The 20,136-nt window shown below is 56.7% G+C and carries 18 protein-coding genes and 2 pseudogenes; 11 read left to right on the forward strand and 9 right to left on the reverse strand.

What is annotated here, in order from left to right; genetic code table 11:
• Window positions 1-11: 11 nt before the first annotated feature.
• The 3 genes and pseudogenes from C7A17_RS26135 to C7A17_RS26145 form a co-directional block, all read right to left on the reverse strand.
• On the reverse strand, window positions 12-1,985 hold the full coding sequence (locus C7A17_RS26135; protein WP_106742395.1) for a DUF262 domain-containing protein: 1,974 nt from the start codon (window positions 1,983-1,985) through the stop codon (window positions 12-14).
• Window positions 1,986-2,562: 577 nt separating this feature from the next.
• Window positions 2,563-2,814 (reverse strand): annotated as a pseudogene (locus tag C7A17_RS27365) (peptidase M15); the annotation flags it as partial.
• A 92-nt stretch (window positions 2,815-2,906) separates the two neighbouring features.
• Window positions 2,907-3,902 carry a Fic family protein gene (locus C7A17_RS26145; RefSeq protein ID WP_106742397.1) on the reverse strand — a complete coding sequence of 332 codons (996 nt, stop codon included), beginning with the start codon at window positions 3,900-3,902 and terminating at the stop codon, window positions 2,907-2,909.
• Window positions 3,903-4,092: 190 nt separating this feature from the next.
• On the opposite strand from C7A17_RS26145, the gene C7A17_RS26150 reads away from it, so the two are divergent.
• From C7A17_RS26150 to C7A17_RS26175, 6 genes are all read left to right on the forward strand, one after another.
• Window positions 4,093-4,419, forward strand: coding sequence for a hypothetical protein (locus C7A17_RS26150; RefSeq protein WP_106742400.1), 327 nt, complete (start codon window positions 4,093-4,095; stop codon window positions 4,417-4,419).
• A gap of 92 nt (window positions 4,420-4,511) precedes the next feature.
• On the forward strand, window positions 4,512-5,480 hold the full coding sequence (locus C7A17_RS26155; protein WP_106742403.1) for a DUF932 domain-containing protein: 969 nt from the start codon (window positions 4,512-4,514) through the stop codon (window positions 5,478-5,480).
• 86 nt (window positions 5,481-5,566) lie between these two features.
• On the forward strand, window positions 5,567-6,571 hold the full coding sequence (locus C7A17_RS26160; RefSeq protein ID WP_106742406.1) for a YqaJ viral recombinase family nuclease: 1,005 nt from the start codon (window positions 5,567-5,569) through the stop codon (window positions 6,569-6,571).
• An 89-nt stretch (window positions 6,572-6,660) separates the two neighbouring features.
• Window positions 6,661-7,557: a recombination directionality factor gene (locus tag C7A17_RS26165; protein ID WP_106742408.1), complete on the forward strand. Its 897-nt coding sequence runs from the start codon at window positions 6,661-6,663 to the stop codon at window positions 7,555-7,557.
• Between the two features lie 41 nt (window positions 7,558-7,598).
• Complete coding sequence (gene radC / locus C7A17_RS26170; RefSeq protein WP_106742410.1) at window positions 7,599-8,096, forward strand: RadC family protein; 498 nt, start codon at window positions 7,599-7,601, stop codon at window positions 8,094-8,096.
• 73 nt (window positions 8,097-8,169) lie between these two features.
• Complete coding sequence (locus tag C7A17_RS26175; protein ID WP_106742413.1) at window positions 8,170-8,487, forward strand: hypothetical protein; 318 nt, start codon at window positions 8,170-8,172, stop codon at window positions 8,485-8,487.
• An 11-nt stretch (window positions 8,488-8,498) separates the two neighbouring features.
• Here the strand turns inward: C7A17_RS26175 and C7A17_RS26180 are convergent, their stop codons facing one another.
• A complete protein-coding gene (locus tag C7A17_RS26180) occupies window positions 8,499-8,846 on the reverse strand; it encodes a helix-turn-helix domain-containing protein (protein WP_106742415.1) in 348 nt (115 codons plus the stop codon).
• A gap of 128 nt (window positions 8,847-8,974) precedes the next feature.
• Between C7A17_RS26180 and C7A17_RS26185 the strand changes: the two genes are divergently transcribed.
• Window positions 8,975-9,337, forward strand: a complete 363-nt coding sequence (locus C7A17_RS26185) for a hypothetical protein (RefSeq protein WP_234035862.1) — start codon at window positions 8,975-8,977, stop codon at window positions 9,335-9,337.
• Window positions 9,338-9,404: 67 nt separating this feature from the next.
• Window positions 9,405-10,019 carry a hypothetical protein gene (locus C7A17_RS26190; RefSeq protein WP_106742418.1) on the forward strand — a complete coding sequence of 205 codons (615 nt, stop codon included), beginning with the start codon at window positions 9,405-9,407 and terminating at the stop codon, window positions 10,017-10,019.
• 169 nt (window positions 10,020-10,188) lie between these two features.
• Here C7A17_RS26190 and C7A17_RS26195 read toward each other — a convergent pair whose 3' ends face one another.
• From C7A17_RS26195 to C7A17_RS26205, 3 genes are all read right to left on the reverse strand, one after another.
• Window positions 10,189-12,888, reverse strand: coding sequence for a DEAD/DEAH box helicase (locus tag C7A17_RS26195; protein WP_106742420.1), 2,700 nt, complete (start codon window positions 12,886-12,888; stop codon window positions 10,189-10,191).
• Complete coding sequence (locus C7A17_RS26200; protein ID WP_199796377.1) at window positions 12,888-14,765, reverse strand: site-specific DNA-methyltransferase; 1,878 nt, start codon at window positions 14,763-14,765, stop codon at window positions 12,888-12,890. Before C7A17_RS26200 ends, C7A17_RS26195 begins: the two co-directional genes overlap by 1 nt.
• 315 nt (window positions 14,766-15,080) lie before the next feature.
• Entirely contained in the window at window positions 15,081-15,395 is a 315-nt protein-coding gene (locus C7A17_RS26205; protein ID WP_106742425.1) for a hypothetical protein, read from the reverse strand.
• A gap of 326 nt (window positions 15,396-15,721) precedes the next feature.
• Between C7A17_RS26205 and C7A17_RS26210 the strand changes: the two are divergent.
• The 3 genes and pseudogenes from C7A17_RS26210 to C7A17_RS26220 all read left to right on the forward strand — a co-directional run bounded on the left by C7A17_RS26210 (window position 15,722) and on the right by C7A17_RS26220 (window position 18,044).
• Window positions 15,722-16,239: pseudogene (locus tag C7A17_RS26210) on the forward strand (PAAR domain-containing protein).
• Complete coding sequence (locus C7A17_RS26215; protein WP_106742428.1) at window positions 16,236-16,943, forward strand: VRR-NUC domain-containing protein; 708 nt, start codon at window positions 16,236-16,238, stop codon at window positions 16,941-16,943. The pseudogene C7A17_RS26210 and the gene C7A17_RS26215 overlap by 4 nt, the downstream one beginning before the upstream one ends.
• Window positions 16,944-16,958: 15 nt before the next feature.
• Window positions 16,959-18,044, forward strand: coding sequence for a DUF3396 domain-containing protein (locus C7A17_RS26220; protein ID WP_106742431.1), 1,086 nt, complete (start codon window positions 16,959-16,961; stop codon window positions 18,042-18,044).
• Window positions 18,045-18,242: 198 nt separating this feature from the next.
• On the opposite strand, the gene C7A17_RS26225 is transcribed toward C7A17_RS26220, so the two are convergent.
• Both C7A17_RS26225 and C7A17_RS26230 read right to left on the reverse strand, forming a co-directional pair.
• Window positions 18,243-19,814 carry a hypothetical protein gene (locus tag C7A17_RS26225; protein WP_106742434.1) on the reverse strand — a complete coding sequence of 524 codons (1,572 nt, stop codon included), beginning with the start codon at window positions 19,812-19,814 and terminating at the stop codon, window positions 18,243-18,245.
• 48 nt (window positions 19,815-19,862) lie between these two features.
• On the reverse strand, window positions 19,863-20,018 hold the full coding sequence (locus tag C7A17_RS26230) for a hypothetical protein (protein WP_106742436.1): 156 nt from the start codon (window positions 20,016-20,018) through the stop codon (window positions 19,863-19,865).
• Window positions 20,019-20,136: the final 118 nt, after the last annotated feature.

A 20,136-nucleotide genomic window follows, 5' to 3' on the forward strand; every position in this document is an offset into this window, starting at 1 on the left:
GTGGTTGAGCATCACTTCGGCATCGGCCAAATCTTCAGCGCGGATGCAAACAGGCTGTCCGCCCGCGCCACGATCTCGTCCTCATCCCAAGCATCATTGTCGCCATAGCGCTGGAAGTGGGTGTTGAGCATCAGCAGGCTGGTTGTCACGATCTCCTGCCGTTTGACAGCAAAGGGCTCGTTGCTCAGAGAGGAGTTGAAGGCCTGGGTCACTAGCGTGAGGTTACCGATGCTGTGCAGCAGGCGGCTGCGCTTTTCTTGGTTCTCCGGGGTGTCCTCTGCCAGCGGCCAGTTCGTTTGCCACTTCTGCGGCAGCACATGCTCCACGGTCAGGCCGTCGGGGAGCACCAGGCTCTCCTGCTTGCTGCCGCGCATGGACAGCTCCAGTGCTTCGAGAACCGCGCGCACCTTGCCGGTATTACGGCCCTGGTAGAGGCCACGATGGCACCAGTTGCGGGCAAAGGTCTCGTCATCCGGCCAGCACTGGCTGTCGCCCTGCAGGGACAGCAGCTTGCTGCGAAGGGTCGCGGCATCGGTCTTCTGCTCGCGCACCATCTCCGCCAGCAGGCGGTTGAGGAAGATACGGTTGTAGCTCTTGGTGGTGTAGCCACAGATAAAGCGGCGCACCAGGTAAGACTCCAGGTCGCCGATGGCCTGCAGAAACTCGGCGGAATCCGGCTTATCGTGCTCCAGCAGGTACAGCACCAGCGGCGTCACCGTGGACACATCCAGCAGCTTCAGGCGTCGGCAGAACAGATCGAAGCGGCTCCCCTGCCCCGGCAAGATAAAGGTCTGGAAATAATCCGCCAGGTGCGTGATACGAGCCAACTCGCGCTGGGTGTCGCGCGGCTCGTCCTGCCACCAGCCCTTGAACTCGTTGAACACGTGGGCGACCTTCAGATCCTCGCACTTGCGCATACCCACGTAGTGGTACAGCAGCAGATCCAGGCGCGAGTTCTTCAGGCGGCCCTGCCGCTCCTGCTGCTTCCAGAACTTGGCGCCCTTGCCGGTGCTGGTGTCCACCGCCTCGTCGAAGTGCTGCCAGCCCTGGCGATACAGCTCATCCACGTCTTCGCCGTTACGTGTGGCGTGGAGGAAGATGAAGTTGCGGATGAGGTCGCTCGGCAGCAGCGGTGCGCCCCGGGCATTGAGGGTTTCGAAGATGATCTGCGGGTCGTCCTCGTCCTCCAGCTCCAGCGACATGATCTGGAAGCCCTCGCGTAGCGTCGCCAGCAGCGCATGGGCGCGCTCCACCTGCAGCGGCAGGTCGGCGCCCGGCAGTTTCAGCTGGTTGTCCGCGTCGATGGAGCGAATCACCGCATGGGCCACGGCGCGCTCTGCATCCGCCGCGGCGCCCGGCAACAGGTCATCGTAGCGCAGGCCACGCAGGTGGCAGGCCAGCATGGCATGGAAGAACAGGTAGGCACGCACCATCGCCGGGCGTTCCTGATACTGCCGACCAACCTTGGCCGGGAAACGCTCGCAAACCTTCTCCGCGCTGCCCAGCTCGGCCAGCGCTTGCATCACATCGCGGCCGACATTGGTCGGCAGCACCTTGAGCGAATCGCTGCTCTGACGGTACTTACCGATATTCTGCGTCAGCGGCTTGAGGTCGTAGCTCAGCGCCTCGTCATCCAGCGGCGCCGCCAGGTCGCGAAACGCCAGCAGCAGGATCTGCAGGGTGGTGATGCGCTGCTGGCCGTCGATCACATCGCGGTTGCCCACGGCATCACTGCTGCCGCCCTTGAGGCTGCCGATCACCACGGTGCCGAGGAAGTGCCGGCGTAGCGGCCTAAGCCGGCCAGCCCCGACCATGGTTGTATCGGCCTGATGCTGGACAATAGCCTCCAGGCGGTCAACGAGGTCTTCCCAGAGCGGCTGCACCTGCTCGTTCAGCGTCCACACGTAACCGCGCTGGAACAAGGGGATCAGGTACTGCGCGCGCTCGGTAAATAGGTCGATGACGGCTTTCTTGTCGGGACGCATAGGATGTCCTTATCAGTGCTCTTGTTAAATCAGGCCACGGCCTGCTCGACCAGCGCACTGGCCAGATGCTCGTGCACTTGCCGGGCCTGGTTAAGGCGGGCTTTGAGTTGGTCGCAGAGGTCCATCAGGGGAAATGAATTTGCTGCAGATATCACGCTCTGAAAGCGATTTCTTGTCCATGCTCCGGCCTTAAACGAAACCAATGCGCATGCTCAGGTCATGAGCATCAGGTGATCGAACCAGATGGCAGTAATAGGCGTCGGAGGACGTTCCAAAACGTATGTGAACGCTATAAATGGCCTTCCCTGAGGTACTTCGGCCTGCCCTGGTGCGATGCTCGTCACAATATCCATCTGCCACTACCAGGTAAAGATTAAGAGCAACATGCCAACCACTGAGCTGACTCACATCAGCAGCAGCTGAAATGCTCAGTTCCCCTAATGCAATCTGTCGCGCAGGCCCCCTGACGGGGAATGCTCCTGCAGATCACATCTGCAGGCTGTTCCTTCAAGTGAGGTTCCGTTTCGGCGAGATGGCACGCCGCATCCACCATGTTTCAGCTTACTGGAGTCACAGCTCATACCAGGCTCGCCAACCATGGGCGAACGATCAACTTGCGCTCATCCAGACTGAGTGTGGTCACCCCGTCTTGTACCAATGCCTTCCTGTCCCCCGTATGTGGGTTGGTAACGTAGGTGCCGATGCTCGGTAGCGTATTCGGGTTTGCGCTCCAACGCAGGTTGAATGCCGCCAGCACGGGAAACCAGAACTAGCTGGCGTATGGCAGGTTGTAGTGAATCCACCAGGCCAAGGGCGTCCAGTCCTTTCGCTACTCGTACTAGGGCAGTGATGCTAGGTGGCGCGCATACCCTGCGAACTGCGTCTGGTAGTAGTCCTTGCACCACAAGCTAGGAAGCTGCGCTACCCGGAAAGCCCAGCTCTCCGGTACTTCTGCGCGGGGCTACGCGGCGACGCAGAGTCGGTCATCTCGATCAAACCAGCTGCCAGGGCAGGCTTGAGGTAGTTGTTGCTGAATGTCGGACGATGCGCCAGCCCCAAACGCTGCATCAATTCGCTGGCTTTGAGAGCCTCACCTGGCGCTAGCGCTTGCAGTAAGCGTGCTACTTGATCGCTTACTTGATCGCTTACTTGATCGCCTGCAATGCCTTCAAGTAGCGCCTGCCGCAAAGCTGCCAGCATGAATTCAACGAAAGGCGTCGCCTCTGCTGCCTTGTCAGAAATGGCCAATGCTTCGTAATAAGCATCCTGTTGCTCGCGAATCACACTCTCTACTGGCAAATACGCAAGAACCGCTCGCCATTGGCTGAGTATCAAGGTTTGCCATAGGCGCCCCATTCGCCCATTACCATCTGCGAAGGGGTGGATGAACTCGAACTCGTAATGGAACACGCAACTGGCGATCAGTGGATGCAGCTCGCAACGGCTCAGCCATGCCAGCAAATCATCCATCAACTGCGGAACCCGGTTGGCTGGGGGCGCCATATGCAGCAAACGCTCCCCTCGATAGATACCTACACCACCACGCCGATAGCTACCGACATCATCGATCAGCCCATGCATCAGCAGCGCGTGGGCTGCCAACAAATCATCACGCAAACTCGGTTGCCACTCAGGCATCGCCTCGTAGGCTGAAAAGGCATTGCGCACTTCCTGAATTTCACGCGGCAAACCAAGCACGCGCTTGCCATCCAACACAGCAGTGACCTGCTCGACGCTTAGCGTGTTGTTCTCAATAGCGAGTGATGCCTGGATAGTACGGATGCGGTTACCCCGACGCAGTTGCGGCGTCAGCGCCCCTTCATGCAGAGCGGACAAATGTCCGACACGCTCGCCAATCTCGGCAGTCAGCGCCAGCATGCGTGGTGTCAACGTCAACGGTGGTTGGTACCGGCTCATTTCCCTGCTGATCGTAGTTGGAGAGATATAACCGCACTATGTAGCACATTGTGGTCACCGCATTCAGCTAGCGCGTAAATCCTGCCGCGACGCTCATTTGAGTCGCCATCTATCACTCGCGACCATTCGATTCGAAAAAATCTCAGTCACACATCACTGCAATGACATCCCCACCATGGAGTATTCAACCATGTCATTGCACTGCCCGAGCTGCCGCTCTACTCAGGTCTCCACGCACCTCACCGCCATGCGGATTGCCGCGTTCATCGGCATGCTGGGTGGTGCGCTTCGAGGTGCCGGCACCATCCTGCTCACTGGCCCAGCTGTTACCAGTAGCGATCTCGCCAAGCCTCCCAACGTCAACCTCAACGCCCTGTCATCAGCCATTCTCAGCGGCCTGGTTGGCGCCGCTGGCGGCTGTGCGATGGGGGCTCAGCTTGGTGAAAAACTCGACCGTCATGTGCTGGCCCACAACCGCTGCCTGAGCTGCGGTCACCGCTTCAATCAACCGGTCTGATCCGGCCTCCCTTCTCTTTCATTCATCTCTAAATGCCGGTGCTGCGCCATGCGCAGCGCTTTATGCCGGCTATTGCTCAAAGGAAATTCATCATGGCTCATCAAGTCGAACAAATGGCCTACGTCGGCGCGACTCCCTGGCATGGACTGGGCAACAACCTGCCTCGCAAACAGTCCATCGAAGTCTGGCAACGTGAGGCCGGCATGGACTGGCAGATCCAGGAAAGTCCTGTCTATTTCAAATCAGAGTTCATCAGCCATCTGGGCAGCATCCATTCCTTCCCGGAGCAGAAGGTGCTCTTCCGCTCAGATACCAAGGCTCCGCTGTCGGTAGTTTCCAACCGCTATCACACTGTGCAGCCACGAGAGGTTCTGGAGTTCTATCGCGATCTGACCGAAGTATCCGGTTATGAGTTGGAAACGGCAGGCGTGCTCAAGGGCGGTCGCAAGTTCTGGGCGCTGGCGCGTACCGGGCAAGGCGCGTCGATCAAGGGCAACGATCAGGTCAACGGCTACCTGCTGTTGGCCACCTCCTGTGACGGCACCCTGGCCACTACGGCAACACCGACCACCGTGCGCGTGGTGTGCAACAACACCCTGGCGGTGGCCCTGGACGGCACCAGCCATGCGATCAAGGTGCCGCACAACACCCGCTTCGATCCGAAGGTGGTGAAGAATCAGCTCGGCATCGCCATTTCGCAATGGGACGACTTCATGTACCGCATGCGCGCGCTGGCTGAACGCAAGGTGCAGTGGCATGAAGCCTTGGGCTTCTTTATGAACGTGCTGTGCGAGGTCAGCCCGACCGGACAATTGCCTGGACAGTTACCCAACGAGCGCGCCCTGCGCCGTGTGCAGGAGCTGTACGAAGGGCGCGGGCGCGGCTCGGATCTGGAGTCGGCTCGCGGCACTGCCTGGGGCTTGCTCAACGCGGTGACCGAGTACGTTGACCATGAGCGTCGTGCTCGCAGCACTGAGTACCGCCTCGACTCGGCCTGGTTTGGCCAGGGTGCACAGGTCAAGCAACGTGCACTGGACGCAGCTCTGCAAATGGTCGCCTGATCCTCCCCTTTCTCCATTTCATCCACCCATGACGCCCGGTCAGCTCAGCGCTGATCGGGCGTTTTTGTGTCCGCGAGGTGAACACCATGAAAGCAACGTCATTGAATGGCAGCACCAGCAAGAAACGCCCTGCACTGCGCCTGGTCAGCACCAAGGAGCTGCCGCGCGAGGACTGGTTGCAGATCCGCAAACAAGGCATCGGCAGTTCGGATGCCGCAGCAGCGGTTGGACTCAATCCCTACAAGTCCCAACTGGAGCTGTGGCTGGAGAAAACTGGTCGAGACAGCAACCTGCCGAAGACCGACCCGCACGATGAAGAAAGCCCGGCTTACTGGGGCAACGTGCTGGAGCCCATCGTGGCCTGGCATTACAGCAAGCGCACGAAGCACAAGGTACGCCGCATCAACGCCGTGCTGCAGCATCCCAATCCGGAGTTGCCCTGGATGCTGGCCAACATCGATCGCGAGGTGATCGGCACGGACGAGGTGCAGATCCTCGAATGCAAGACAGCCGGCATAAACGGGGCACGCCTCTGGAAAGAAGGCGTTCCCGAATATGTGCAATTGCAGGTGATGCACCAGCTCGCCGTCACCGGCAAGCAGGCGGCAGATGTCGCTGTGTTACTCGGTGGTCAGACACTGGAGATCCATCGCATCGAGCGGGACGAGCAGATGATCGCTCGCCTGATCGAGCTGGAGCGCCGTTTCTGGCAGTACGTTGAAACGGATACACCACCACCTGCCGATGGCAGTGCCTCGGCTGAGCTGGCGCTGCGTTGCCTGTATCCGCAGGACAATGGCCAGGTCGTCGACTTCAGCGGCAATGCCGGTCTGGCGGCTGCCTTTCTGGAGCTGAAGGCTGTGCGTCAGTCGATCTCCGAGAAGGAGAAACGCGAGGCCGAGCTCAAGCAAATGCTGCAGCAGGCCATGGGTGAATCCACCCGCGCCGAGTTCTCCAGCGGCTACGTGAGCTGGCGTAAAGCCAAGGACAGCACCGTGCTCGATGTTGAGCGCATGCTTCAGGAAAAGCCCTACCTGCAGGCCCGCTACCCGAAGCTCAAGGAAGGCAGCCGGCGCTTTCTGATCGGTTGATCACCCTCTTCCACTCAATCCCTCCCCTTGGCCAGTCCATGCAGTTCGCGCTGTGTGGCTGGCCTTTTTTGCTTTCAAGGAGCGCCATCATGCTCAAAGGTCTGGCAATTACCCCACCCGTACTCGGGCGCATCTCCATCGGCAAGGTCGTCGAGAAGAACGGCAAGCGCCTGCCGGAGAAAGACGACCAATTCACCATCACATCTCAGGTGCAGGGCAAGGACGGCTGGTTACTGCATCCACTCAATGATGAGTTGCGTCAGGGCAAGGACGACAAGCTGCGCAGCATCCCGGTGCGCTTGCTGTTCAACGAACCTGAGCTGAACTTCCGCGCTGATTACACCCTGTTTGATCGGCAAACCGGGCGACCGGTTTGTGTCGGCAACGGTGAAACCTGCAAGCGTATCGGAAAGGACGGCGTTCAATCGCTGCCCTGCCCGTCGCCCGATGCCTGCCCCCTGGCCAAGGGCAATGCCTGCAAGCCCTACGGACGAATGAATGTGGTGATCGGCGATGAGGATGCCCTGGGCAGCTTTGTATTTCGCACCACGGGCTTCAACAGCATCCGCACGCTGATTGCCCGATTGCAGTACTTCCGAGCTATCTCAGGTGATCGTCTGGCCTGCCTGCCGCTGGAGCTGCGTCTACGCGGCAAATCCACCCGGCAGAGCCATGGCACGCCGATTTTCTACGTCGACCTGACGCTGCGCGGCGGCATGACCGTGGAGCAAGCATTACTCACTGCGCGGGAGCTGGATGAGACACGTCAGGCGGCTGGGTTTGATCAAGCCGCGCTGGATGCCACTGCGCGTGTCGGTCTGGGCAACGGCATCTTCGAGGACGACGGCGAGGACAGCAGCGCCATTGCTGAAGAGTTCTTCCCAGACGGTCAACCTGCCACGTCGAGGCCCGACAGCACCGTTCACACGCAGTCACTCGCCGAGAAACTAGAAGCCCAATCCAAACAGCTCGAACCCTCTACCTAACCACTGGCGGGCCGGCTCGGCTCGCCCACCGGAGACACACCATGAAATTTCACAAGCTCAAGGCCGGTGAAGTCGCCGGCAGTTTCCTGGTTGATTCACCAGTTACCGAAACCGACATCTTGCGCATGGCTCAGCAGTTGGCCACCCATCGACTGAGTAGGGGACGGACGCTAACTGATCCACACAAGGTCAGGGAGCACCTGCAGGTACTGCTGCAAGATCTGCCGCATGAAGTCTTTGCGGTGTTGTTGCTCGACAGCAAACACCGCGTGATCAGTTTCGAGGAGCTGTTTCGCGGCACCCTTGATGCGGCCAGCGTGTATCCGCGCGAAGTGGTCAAGAGCGTGCTCGCTCACAACGCCGCAGCGGTGATCTTGGTGCACAACCACCCTTCCGGTGATCCCTCTCCCAGTCAGGCAGATCTGCGTCTAACGCAGACACTGAAGAACGCCTTGGCCATGGTCGGCACCACAACGCTGGATCATTTCATCGTCGGCCACGAGGGAATCACTTCGCTCGCAGAGCTAGGCCATCTGTAGCGACGCACCACTGCGCCCTTCTCACCCTATCCCATCCTGATAACGGGACGGCTTGCCGTCTCAGGAGCGACCTATGTCCACACGTTGCTTGATCTGTGATTCGTCCGCCGTCGTGTCGGCTGATGCGGTCAAGGCAGTTGTCTTGCTCATCAGCACGCTGCACGGTTTTCTGCGAGCCGCACGCCAACTTCAACCTGCAGATGTCTCTTCAGGCGATGCAACCAGCATGGAAAACGTACTCACCCTGCTCGCCAATGGCGTGAAAGCATCGGAACAGAAATGGACTGAAAACCAGTCCTTTCTGAAGGACGTGCAACACTTTCAGTTCATGCAGTACGACTGCTTGTGCCTCCGTTGCGGTGCACTGTTCGATGAAAACGCCGAGGCCTGAAACCAGCGCGCTCAGCCCTTGCCGAGCCGCTGGCTCAACCGCTCGACCAGTTCAAGGACGAGCTGGCGATCATCAGCACTCAGCTGATTGAGCATCTGACTGATACGCACGGCCTGATCTTCGGAGCGCGGGCTGGACTGCGTCAGCAAGTCCGCTGCTTCACAGCCAAAAATCTCCGCGAACTGCATCAGTCGCTCGATATTGGGCATCACCACACCACGTTCGATGCGTGACACCGCCTCGCTACCAATCCCCAACTGCTCAGCGACTTGCTCCTGGCTCAGCCCAGCACGTACTCGCTGCTTGGCAATCGCCTTACCCACCAGTTGAGTCAGGTTCGTTTGTTCAGATATGGGCATGAATCCTCCAGGTCAACCTGAATGGTCGAGTGCCATCCTCTTGACATGAAGGTCTTCAAAGGTTGTCATTCACCCTTAAAGGTAGAAATCCATCCAATAAAGTGGTTCCTACTTCAGCAGCCACACGCATGCAGAGTATCGAAGCAATGACAAAGCTGACGTTCGACGACCTGGCCACCGCCAAACTTCCTCAACTCATCAGCAGCAAGGAGTCCTTCGAGGTCGTAGGCCTCGGCGGCAAGTTCCTCGAAGCCGTTCGCCTGGTCGAAAGCAAGATTGAGGTCACCGGGCTGACCTGCCGCGTTTATACAGCCGGTCGAATTGGCCTGGCAGCAGGTAGTTTCGCAGGGGGTGTTACGGGTGCCTTGGGATTGCTCACGGCCACCGGCATTGCCATGCACAACCTGCTGACACTCAGTCCCGACTACGTGATCGAGAAGTATCCGACCTACAACCGGATCGTCGTTCGCTACAAGAAAAAGAAGAAGTAACGCCAGTACGGCAAATCAACTCATGCCCATACCAGGGCAACTCCTACCACACGAAAGGACTTCGATCATGATCATGACCGGAAAGACCGCCCTGTATCTCGGCGCTGCCGCTGCGCTTTCTACTACCGTTGCTGTTGGCTACTTTGCTATGGCCCAAGACGGCCAAAGCCCCTATGTAGAAGGAGAAAACGTCTATGTCTGCCCGACGGTACTCGACAAGAATCGCTTCTTCGACTGCCGCGTGGCTGGCGAACGCACCCCACGGTTCAAACAGTTACCGTTTATTGACAATGAAACCGGTGAACGCTTCCTGAAAACAGTCCATGCCTACTTCCCTGTGAATTGTGGGCAGTATGGCTGCGCTGTCATCAACAACTGGGATGGCTTCAAGCAAGGGACGCTGGTCGGGCAAGGCGTCTACGGAAGGTACCTAATGGATTCAGGTTGGTACCTGGATTTCGACAGTAGCGGAAAAACCACGGCTTACCGCAGCGATGTAGGCCCTCAGCAAGGTCATGCTCTCTACACAAAGAGCAGTTCCAACCATGCTTCAGGCTATGGCACCGAGGCTTGCTTTGATGCCATGATCGCGGAAATCCAAGAGGAAAATCCAAATTTCCCGATCAGCTTCGACATGATGAATGAGATGCGGGCCGAGTGTGGTTTGCCTTTGGAGGAATGAAGCGTAGACCGCTAGTCAGAGATCCTGCCTAGGTGCAGGATCTCTTTATTTTTTGACTAGTCTCAGCAGGCTGTCCTGGCATGTGGGACAGCTGTTTTCCAGCTTCTAACGTCATCTGTAGCGGGCGCCAGGTGCGTCCCTGACGCTATGAATATGCTGAAAGCGTATTTCAGGGCGCAGAGCGCTGCAGCGTTTCCCTGAGTGTCTCCAGATCCCCTAGATCTAGTGGTTCACCTACACCACCGTCATCCGTCACAACAAAAAAACGATCACCGTCCTTGGTCAAGAACAAAACCTTGCCGTAGTGCTCAGGCACATGCTTTGACTTGCGCCGGGCATCTTTCAGGTCATGCTTAGTCTCTATGAGCCTAGGAAGCGGGTCACTACCATCGACATGTGAAAGGCAGACCACAAAGTCCGGATAGAAGAAATTGCGGTGCTCGCCACGCACGATCCGAACAGAGTAGGGTTTCTTATCAGGGTTACGGAACCACCAAGCCACAAAGGGCGCGCGATCAAGAGCATCTGCAAAGCGCTTTTCGTCGGTGTTCAGCGAAAATGTGCTATCGAAACGCCCTGTGATGAATGGCCCCTGCTCACCAGGGAACTGCCAAGCCTTGTCCTGCATCACATTGCGGTCTTCACACATCATGCTCTGATCCAGCGCCACAAGCTCGTCACGGCTAGGCGGAAGGATGCCATAAAGATTTTTACTAGACGTGGGTAGAGCAATACTTGTGGCGAAAAGCATAGCGTCTGGAATAGGACCCGCATCTTCTGTCACCGCCTGCGCAGCGATCTCTTCATATAACGCCTCTTCGACTTCGGTAACATGCACGCGGATCAACCAGCAAGCTGCGGTGCGTGCCATCCGCCTAATATCCTCAGGCGTTGCCAACGTTCCGGCATCATCTAGAGCCTCCTGCAGGCGCGGCGTAACACGATTGGCCAGCACTTCGATCAGAATGCGCTGATCAGCCTCCTCGATTTGAGGAAGACGATTCATAGCAGCCTTCGCCTCAGATGCAATGCGGTTACGATCAATCACGATGGCCACTTTGTTATCAGTGACTGCACGCTTCGTAAGTTCCGTATGCCTTTCGATTTCTTGCAATCTACCGCGCACAGCCAAGAGAGCATCACGAACGTGTCTATCTTGCAACTGCAAGCGAGTAGCCGCACGCCTTACTATCTCCGCCATATTCAGCGAGTCAGGGCGCGACTCTCGCTTGAAACAAGGCGGTACTGAGCGAAGGTTGCGGCGCAGCGGATAAGCAGTGATGCCGTGTGCTTTTAGCGCTTCGATCCAATCTGCTTTCGACCTGGCCGCCTGCGGCGATGGCTTGGATGGCAACGTGCTTGGGACAAGCTCATCCAACTCATCAAGATCGAAAAGTGATGATTGCCCTTCTTGAATGACATTTGATCCGTTCTCAATCCGAGCTGCATCTTTAAGCGCCATTGAAGACGCTTCATTAAAACCTTCGGTTTGCTGCAGATCCGAGCTCTGCGGAACTGGGAAATGATGACACAACATTGGCTGCCGAGTTGTTCGGTTGGTAATTACAGCTGCACCAGAACGAGTCATCCGTCGCGCCATTTTCTCAACCTGCCCTTCGAGTTGAGACTGAACAGCATCAGTGGTTTGAATCGCCTGCTGGAATCCCTGTTGGGCTTCAGCATTGGCCAGGTAAATGAATGCGGTATTGAAGTCATCGGGTATAGCATCAAAGCTCGCGTAGGCAGCGCGTATCTGCCTGGCCACACGCATGACCCTGCCAATGAACTGCATTGCAAAGTCAGCGTCATTCACGGCCTTGGTGGACGCGAGCACGAATGCCCGTGGTGCATCAAAGCCAGTACCTGCCGATTGCTTGAAGATCAGCACTTCTTTGCTGGTGTCATTGGCGATGGCATCCATCAATGCGGGGTCTGGGGTGTCAGATGAGTGCTTGCCGATAGCCTGCGGCGGCACGCGGCATAGCTCGATCAGGTCCCGCTCAGCTTCATCAATGGAGGTCTTACCGTTCTCCACCTGCACCAGCAGCAAAGGCATCAGGTCTATCCCGGCTTCTCGCAGCAGGGCTTTCAGCGCCTGATTGCGCAACCAGGCCTGCTTGAGCACGGTTCGCTTGAGGTCGGCCACCGTCGCGGTCGTTTCCCTGAGCTGGTAGATCACCGCCTCCACGAAGGCCTTGTTCAGGCGAGCACGTACCACATCATCCCGGCTAACGTTGAACGATTCATAGCTGCCCATATCAGCGCTGGTCAGGAACTGGTTGATACGGTCGTTCTTGGGCGTTGCCGTTGCCATGCACAGGTAGGCCGGCTCCAACCATTTAACGAAATGGCCAAATTCTGTGGCCTGATCCAGGGCGATGTGCGCCTCGTCCACAATGACGCCCACCTCAAGCCCGGTGGCCTTTGCCAATGCGACGAATTCAGCCGGCGTGCGGGCCAGCTCGCCACCCCCTGCGTCATAGTTGAGCTTGCGCCATGCTGCCCGCGATACGCCCTGCGTGGTCGATATGAGTACCTGGCCGGCGCGGGGTTCCTGATTGATACCGTCATTGAACAGAACCGGCGACAGGTCACCTGCGTTAGTGATCAGCGCATCAAGCGTCTGGTTTACCAGGTTCACAAATGGTACAAACCAGAACCAGACGACAGGGCGCTCAGCGCTCACGTTGGCCAGTACCCGGCAGATCACATAGGTCTTGCCTGAGCCCGTAGGGGCTCGCAGCAGGCAAGGCGGTGGATTGGTCTGCAGTAGCTTGCACGTGATGTTGCAGGTCAGGTCAGCCTGGAAGGCTTCTGGTACCAGGCAATGCCCTTGTGGCGTCGATACATCCAAAGGCAGCGTTGCCATTACACATCCTCCTTGATGACAGAGCTAAAGCTGCGTGCCAGCTGGCCAAAGCGCAGCGCTGAATTCAGCGAGTGAGTTTCCGCACTGATCCCTGCGTCATCAAGCAGCTGGCTCATGGTGTCTGGGCGGTCGGTGTAAACCACAACTCGGTCAACCCCCATGGCCTTGATCGCCGCCACCGCATCTTGGTTGCCGCTCGGGCATACCACGGTGGCTGCGTTGTCGCTGGTGCTGACGATCCAGGCAGCTGAGTCTCCCGGTAGACGGGCATGGCCCGTTTCACGCAAGCAGAGCAGGTTGTAGGCGTGCTCTGCCGTGGCATCAAACATCAGGTCGGCTTCTTCGACCTTTGCCAGCGTGAGGTAGACGAAGTCACCCCCCAGGCCTTCGGCTTTGCCATAGCCGGTCATTACGCGGCGAATGCGCTCTGAGCATACGTCACGGCACAGGTTTTTGGCCGGCTCTTTTGGAGTTGCCTCTGTGCTGGAGCACAGAATAAATTTGCGGTTGCCACCATCCTCTGCGTTCAGTGCCAGCACGGCATGGCCTGTGGTGCCTGAGCCGGCGAAGAAATCCAGAATGGTGTCACCCGGTGAAGATGCCTGCGCCAGAAGCCCTTGTATAAGAGATGCTGGTTTGGCGTAGTTGAAAATCCGACTGCCAAAAATTTGCGCAAGCAGGCTAGCACCTTCTTTGTTAGTTGCGGAAACCAGACAGCTCTCTGCTTCGTAAGTCCCCTCTTCAAAGGTAGGGACAATCCAGCTTGATAAAGGCTGTGTTGGGTTACGCAAGTCGGACTTAAATCTCTTGAATTGAGGCCTCCCAAAGCCGACAGGTATACCTACCCAGCTTTCAATATCAGGTAATTCACGCCTTAGAATTGGGGTTTTATTACTCTTCGGCACATCCCCCTTATCAATGGCATCAAGTAGGTCATCGAGAGTTTCCCAGACGACAACCCTCTGCTCTTGCGGAAATATTATTTGGCGAAGCCTAATAAACTCGTCCATGCTTTTTGCTTGCAGAGTTTGCCCAGGTTTTAAGCGTGCCTCGCTGGCATACACCCAGACGCGATCAGGGTTAGCGGGGTAGTAGATCCCTGTTTCAGGATCCATGAGCGGGTAATAAAGATTGGGGCGATCTTTGTAAGAAAAGCCAAGAGTCAAGTCGCTTGCACGCCAATCACCGCGTGAGTCGCCATCTGGATTTCCATACATGTCATAGCTTTTTTCGAAGCCATTAAAGGAAAACGCATCATTTCCATAGACAAGAATATGTTCATGATCCACCGACATGAAGCACTGCTGATCAGCGTTTGACCCCTGACGAGTGCGCCACACGATAGAGCCCAATCTACGCCCTGGCATCACCTCGTCCATCATCAACTCAAGCCGCGAGCGGTTTTCATCGTTTATGCAGATCAGGATCACACCATCAGGGGTGAGCAGATCACGCGCTAGCGTCATGCGCTGGCACATGAATTCAAGCCACTTGGAATGGCGCCAACGATCGTCCTTGTTGACGTAATCGTCGTTGTAGACCCAATCCTTGTTGCCGGTGTTGTAGGGCGGGTCTATCAGGATGACGCGAATCTTGCCAGCGTGAGTGGCTTTGAGTAGGCGCAGCGAGTCGAAGTTATCGCCTTCGATGATCAGGTTGCCGCTGCTGGTGCTGCCATCGGTGAACAGTGAAAGGCTCTCGTCAACCTGTGGGAGCACCATGTTGGCGTTCAGCGCCGAATCGCGCTCGATCAAGTCTGCCTCCCACACCAGGCCGAGCTTTTTGCGGGTCAACTCTTGAACGAGGTAGCGTTTCAATTCTTGTGCTGTAAGTGTATCCAGGCGAGAAAGTAGATCGCTTTTGCTGGGTGCGGCCACGAAAAAATCCTTGAACAGTTCATGTGTGCGTAAATGGCACATTTACCTACGGTACTGTATCCAGTCACAGGCATTTCTGTAAAATTCAGTCCCCTAAGGGTTACGCCCTTAGCCCAACACAATATCCGCAAGCTTCTGCTGCACAGCGCCTCCAGAGGCCAACGCCCCAACTGAGCGCATTCTGCTGATGGCAGAGATCAAGCGTCATGATCAGCGAGAGCGCCTGCCGACACGGTGACCGACTTCCGTAGCAACGAATGTCCCGCATCTGGCGGTGAGGGACATTCTTTATTTTTTGTGAAATATCTGGAGGAGTCAGTGATCCGCGTACGTGATAGCGAACTCAGGATCCGATTCCACAATTACGCCTGCCGGCGCACTGGCAAGAGAGACCTCCCCCAAGCTAGGATCCGCGTCCCCCATGGTAAACAGAACATGCCAAGTGAGCGAACCTTGCTCGGTTTGCGCGGTAAACGAAGCTCTCCATTCTTCATCATCCCCCTTGAAACTAGGACTGGAAACCATCTCCGTTTCATCTGGGAGCTGTTGAATCTCAGTCTGGCTGATCTTTGACTTAATCCCGTCATGCGAAATCTCAGCCCCACGAATGCAGTCGATAAAAAATCCCATGTAAAGCACTCCTTCTGTGAAAGGAGCGACTTTATCAAATCATGTTCACATCACTAGGTTGCCGAGGCTATTCCGTAGGAAAAGTCCGTACCGCATGCACTGCATGACCCCCCCTAAAGCCTCAGCATACTCGGCACACCTGCCGCACGAAACAAATAGTCACAATCACTGCAACGTCAAACAGGGCAAAGGCTAGCGAGCATTCGCGCAAAAAATTGCGCAATTCTTTCTTGCTATTGTCCCGCGCGAAATCTGACTGACGGCCACACCCTCGGAGCTTAAAGCTCTCCGTAGCCCAGCCCCACGCTCATGCAAGGATCTGCAAAATGAGTGGAAAACCAGCAGCTCGCGTTACTGACCCAACGGTCTGCCCACTGCCAGGCCATGGCACCAACCCCTCGCTGCCGGCTCGCCCAACGTCCTGTTCGACGGTTTGCCTGCAGCTAGGCAAAGCGATATCTCCGCCTGCGGGAGCCCAATCGCTTCTGCAGTAGCCTCCACTGTATTCATCAATGGCTTGCCAGCAGCCACGCTGGGCAGCGTTGGTGATCACGGCAATGTGATCATCGGCGGCTCAGGAACTGTGTTGATCGGCGATGCCTCGGTCGTGGCAGCTTTTACGCCACCGGTGCCACTGAACAATATTGCATCCCCCTTCTCCGGACGTTTCCAATTGATCGACCAAGAAACGGGCAAGCCCGCAGCCGGCCGCAAGGTCAAGGTCTGGTCGAGTGGCGGATGGAGCACCCTGGAGACCACAGACGCAGATGGCATGACCTCTTGGGTCAAGCACGACGCTTCTGAAAGCCTGCATATCGACCTAGTTCAGGGAGATGGGCAATGAGTGATCAACCCGGCCTGTCACGAGGCGGTATGAGCCCCACTGGCAAGGTCAATCCAGTCGGTGTGCTGGAGCCCAAGCTCGGTCCGCAAGACAAGAACGTGCTGTGCTCAGCAATCTGTTACTGCAGCAGCACACCCAACGTCAGCCAGGACGGCAAAAATCTCAAACAGTCCTGTGTCGCCCAACGACTCGATGAGCTCAATGAGGTACTTCAAGGGCGCAGCCCCTACCGGCCGGAAGTCAGCTACGACATGACCAAGAACCCGCCGCAGCCCATTCTCGACAGCCAGACGGGCAGCAGCGCTCACGGCTGGATACCGGGGTGGATCAGCAAGTACTGGAATGATGACCCTGAACATCCGCCCTTCAAACCGGGCAAAGGGATGATTCGCCGACCTGACGTAGTGATCGTCAAAGATCCGAACAAGCCGCCGACCCAGGACAATATCAAGCAGGTGGTGGAAATGAAGTTCCCACCAGATCAACGCAATGAGAACCAGGCAAAAGCCTACGGAAAGATTGCAGGCGATGAAAACAAAGTGGTCGAGATGCAATCGACTGACTGTGACTGTAGTCAGGAAAATCAGCAGTCCAAGGTACCTGTCGAGCAGATGGGCTGGGCTGCCGCCGCAGCAAGCGCTCTAATGTATCTCCTGACACGTGGCAAATCCCCACGTCCGCCGTTACCAGCACCTGCTTACTGATTTCGAGGAAGAACCATGGCACAACCATTCGATCTGGCCGAGGAACTGAGCAAGCAGCCACACCTCCTAGAGATGCCGGGTAATCTGCTGATGAAGGGAGGCCCGGAAGACTACATAGGTGCGGTACTCTGTATACGAGGCACGCTGTATTTCAAGGGTGCGCATACACCCTTGGTTCGCGAGGCGATCTGCCAATGCTTCGATGCATTCAAGCAAGAAGCAGAACCTCATCTAACCTGGCTATGGCGTGAAGAGCCACCACAGGGCAAGCCATTAACCGCATACGGAGAGGCCAAGCCACTTCGCGAGATGATTGCGGCAATGGATGAGGACGACAATCTCAGCTTTTGCTACACCAGCGGCAAGCAAGCACGTGACGCCAGCGCTTGGCTCTTTGATGTATTTGGCTCTCGTGGCTGGGAAGCGAAGATGGGGGATGACCTTAGCGTTCTGGAGTTCTCCGTACCACTGCTTTTCCAAGAACAAAATCCACTGCGCTTCCTGCACTTGTTCCTCGACTTTGCGCGCCGACTAGCCCCGGAGCAAGGCTATGCAGGACACGCCTTCAACCTATCGCCGACCAGTCGAAGCAGCAACGAACCCACTGAGGCCTTTATGGCTGGTCGTATGCCAGGCCTCGATGTCGGCACTGCGGCTTTGCTGGCATATCGCCCACAATTCAAGCCTACCAAGATCAAGACGGTTAGTTGGCTGACATTGCTCGATCATGAGCGCCTGGAGCAAGTGGGCGGGCCAGACGCGCTGCGCACGAAACTGCCGTCCAGCCATTTTGCTTTCTACGACTATGGTGCCGGCGTGGTGATTCAGTCCGGGGCTCACCCATCAGGCGGGGACGGCGAGGATCCGAAACCAGCGGCTTATGTCCTACTGAACCATGCGCTCAAAAGTATCCGTTACGAAAGCGTTGGTTCACTACATGGGGGCTCACATGATGGTGAACTTCGATTGGTGGGCTGGTCGGCAGATCAGTGGCTCAAACGTCTGGACGTAGATGATGGTGATCTCCCCAGCTGGCACGACAAACTACTCAGCAGCGAGCCCTATCTAGACACAACCAACACCCTCCCTGAGCGCTTATAAAGCGCTCTGCAGGGCGTATAAATGAAGATCAGCAAGATCTTGCCAGACGCAGAATAACTGGGAATGAACCATAAACAGGCCTTGACTGCTGGAGGGAGTCGAAGACAGGTTCGATTCCCTGAAGACACCTCCGTCTGCTCGCCGCCCCTGCCGTACGAGAAACGGCTAAGCAGAGAGGAGGCAACGCGTCTACCCTAGCTACATTTGGTGGTCGTACCGGGAGATTTTCAGCATGTAGCAGACGTAGTCCAGCTTTTCTTCGGTCGGCTCATCATCACGCAGCCAGCGGATCTTAATGTCCAGGTACTGCGCCCACTCAATGCCCTTCTTGAAGCCACGGCGATCATCATTTTTTGCCGCAACCTCGACGTACTGGTTCACCAGTTTGTATTGGTTTTTTCCTGCCCGGTACTTGGCATTTTCAAAGGCCGCCTGAAAGTGTGGCATGGCGGTCTTGAACTCCTCTTTACGATAGTGATAGACCCCACGCAACCAGGGCACCATCCAGCACAGTTGCTCCTCCAGGCCGTAAGCAGCTACCTGATCGGCATACGCGTCAATGTGGCCCACCTGGGTTGCCGGGTCACTCTTGAGCTCAAAACCCTGATACAGCAGCTCGACAAAACCGTGGGGCGGAAGAAATGCTGACTGCCGCTGAGTGAGATCTAAAAGAGAGCACACGGCAAAAAGGCCGTACTTACTCTTGAGCGCAGCGAGCACATCGTCTCGAAGTGGCACTCCCGGGCGAGCGTCCTTGAGCCGCTGCACAGTGTCTGTGACAGCAGCCAATTTGCTATCGAAGAATGCCCAGTAATCACTGCAGGCGTTAAGCCACACAAACGGGGCCGACTCTAATGATTTTTGACGCTGCATCACCGGAGCCATCTCGGCCTTGAACTCGTTTACGTCATCGTTGATCCACAGGGCGTAATCACGGAATTGGTTACAGACTTCGGCAAGATACTCATGATCGTAGGCGTCAGTAATTTCCCTCGCGAGATAGCTCGAAACCCGGGCAACCATCAATGCCACGAGGGTGCTGGCCTGAAGATCTTTGGGCATCTCTCGCCCACTTTGCGCCAGCGCGGCGAAGGATTCTTCGAAATTTTTAAAAAGGGCAGGTAAAGCCGGAAGTCTTGCGCCTCGCGTCCACTTGATGGCGTTATCGAGGTTCTGCTGAAGCATATTGTTGTCGCTACGCGGATTCTTGCCTGGGTAGTGGAACTGTGTCTGCGAGAGATCACAGCGCGCATATACCCAGCGCATGACCTTTTCCAGAGGCATTACCAGGCAGCCATCTTCAGCGACTGTCGGCAGGTACCAGAATGCGTCCTCCGGCGTTTCGAGCGCCAGGTCTGCAAGTCTGTGTTCGAGCAGGCTCCGATTCAACGACACGACAAGCAAAGGGATTGCCCTGATCGAGATGAAGTACCGTAGAGTTTCTGCCTTGCTCAGGTAGGTACCCTCTTCGCGAACCAGCCGGCTGTAGACATCAAGCAGATCATCAAGCGGATCGCCTATGGCACTCATGACCTGGATGCTGGGCAAGTACGCAGTCAGGATGCTACTGAGCGTTTGAATCACCTGTCCGAAATTCGACAGCAGCCCGCCTTCTTCTTTGGCTAGTCTCGCCAATTGCTTTTGAATAGTCTTCTTCTGCGTCTCATCGATGTCGTCATGGCTGGCTTCCTTGCGGGGAAGCACTCCGAATGCATCGTAGGCCAGCTTGACCAGCTCGCCCTGGGCGGCAAAGCAAGTATCTCTACTCATCTGAAATCCTTGATACCCCCGGCCAGTGACGACCGGGGGAGCGCACTCCTAGCGCTGGTTAGGGTTGAGCTGTTTGCCGCGATTGCCATGAACGTGGGCATTAGTCGGATTGGTGCCCGACGTGCCACGATTATTGTTCAGTGCATCCGATCTGTGGTTCTGCTGCTGGCGCTGCTGATTGGTGGAGCTGGGTTGCTTGGACATGACTGTCTCCTGCGGGGTGGTTAGGAAGTCGCATCCTAGCCAGCCGAGTCAGCGCGGTATCTAGGCTTTTTGGAGACGGACTTTCAGCCCAATACTTGTATCGTCGCAAACCAACGGG

Origin of the sequence: Pseudomonas mendocina (assembly GCF_003008615.1) — a bacterium.
In the GTDB taxonomy this organism is placed as follows: domain Bacteria; phylum Pseudomonadota; class Gammaproteobacteria; order Pseudomonadales; family Pseudomonadaceae; genus Aquipseudomonas; species Aquipseudomonas mendocina_C.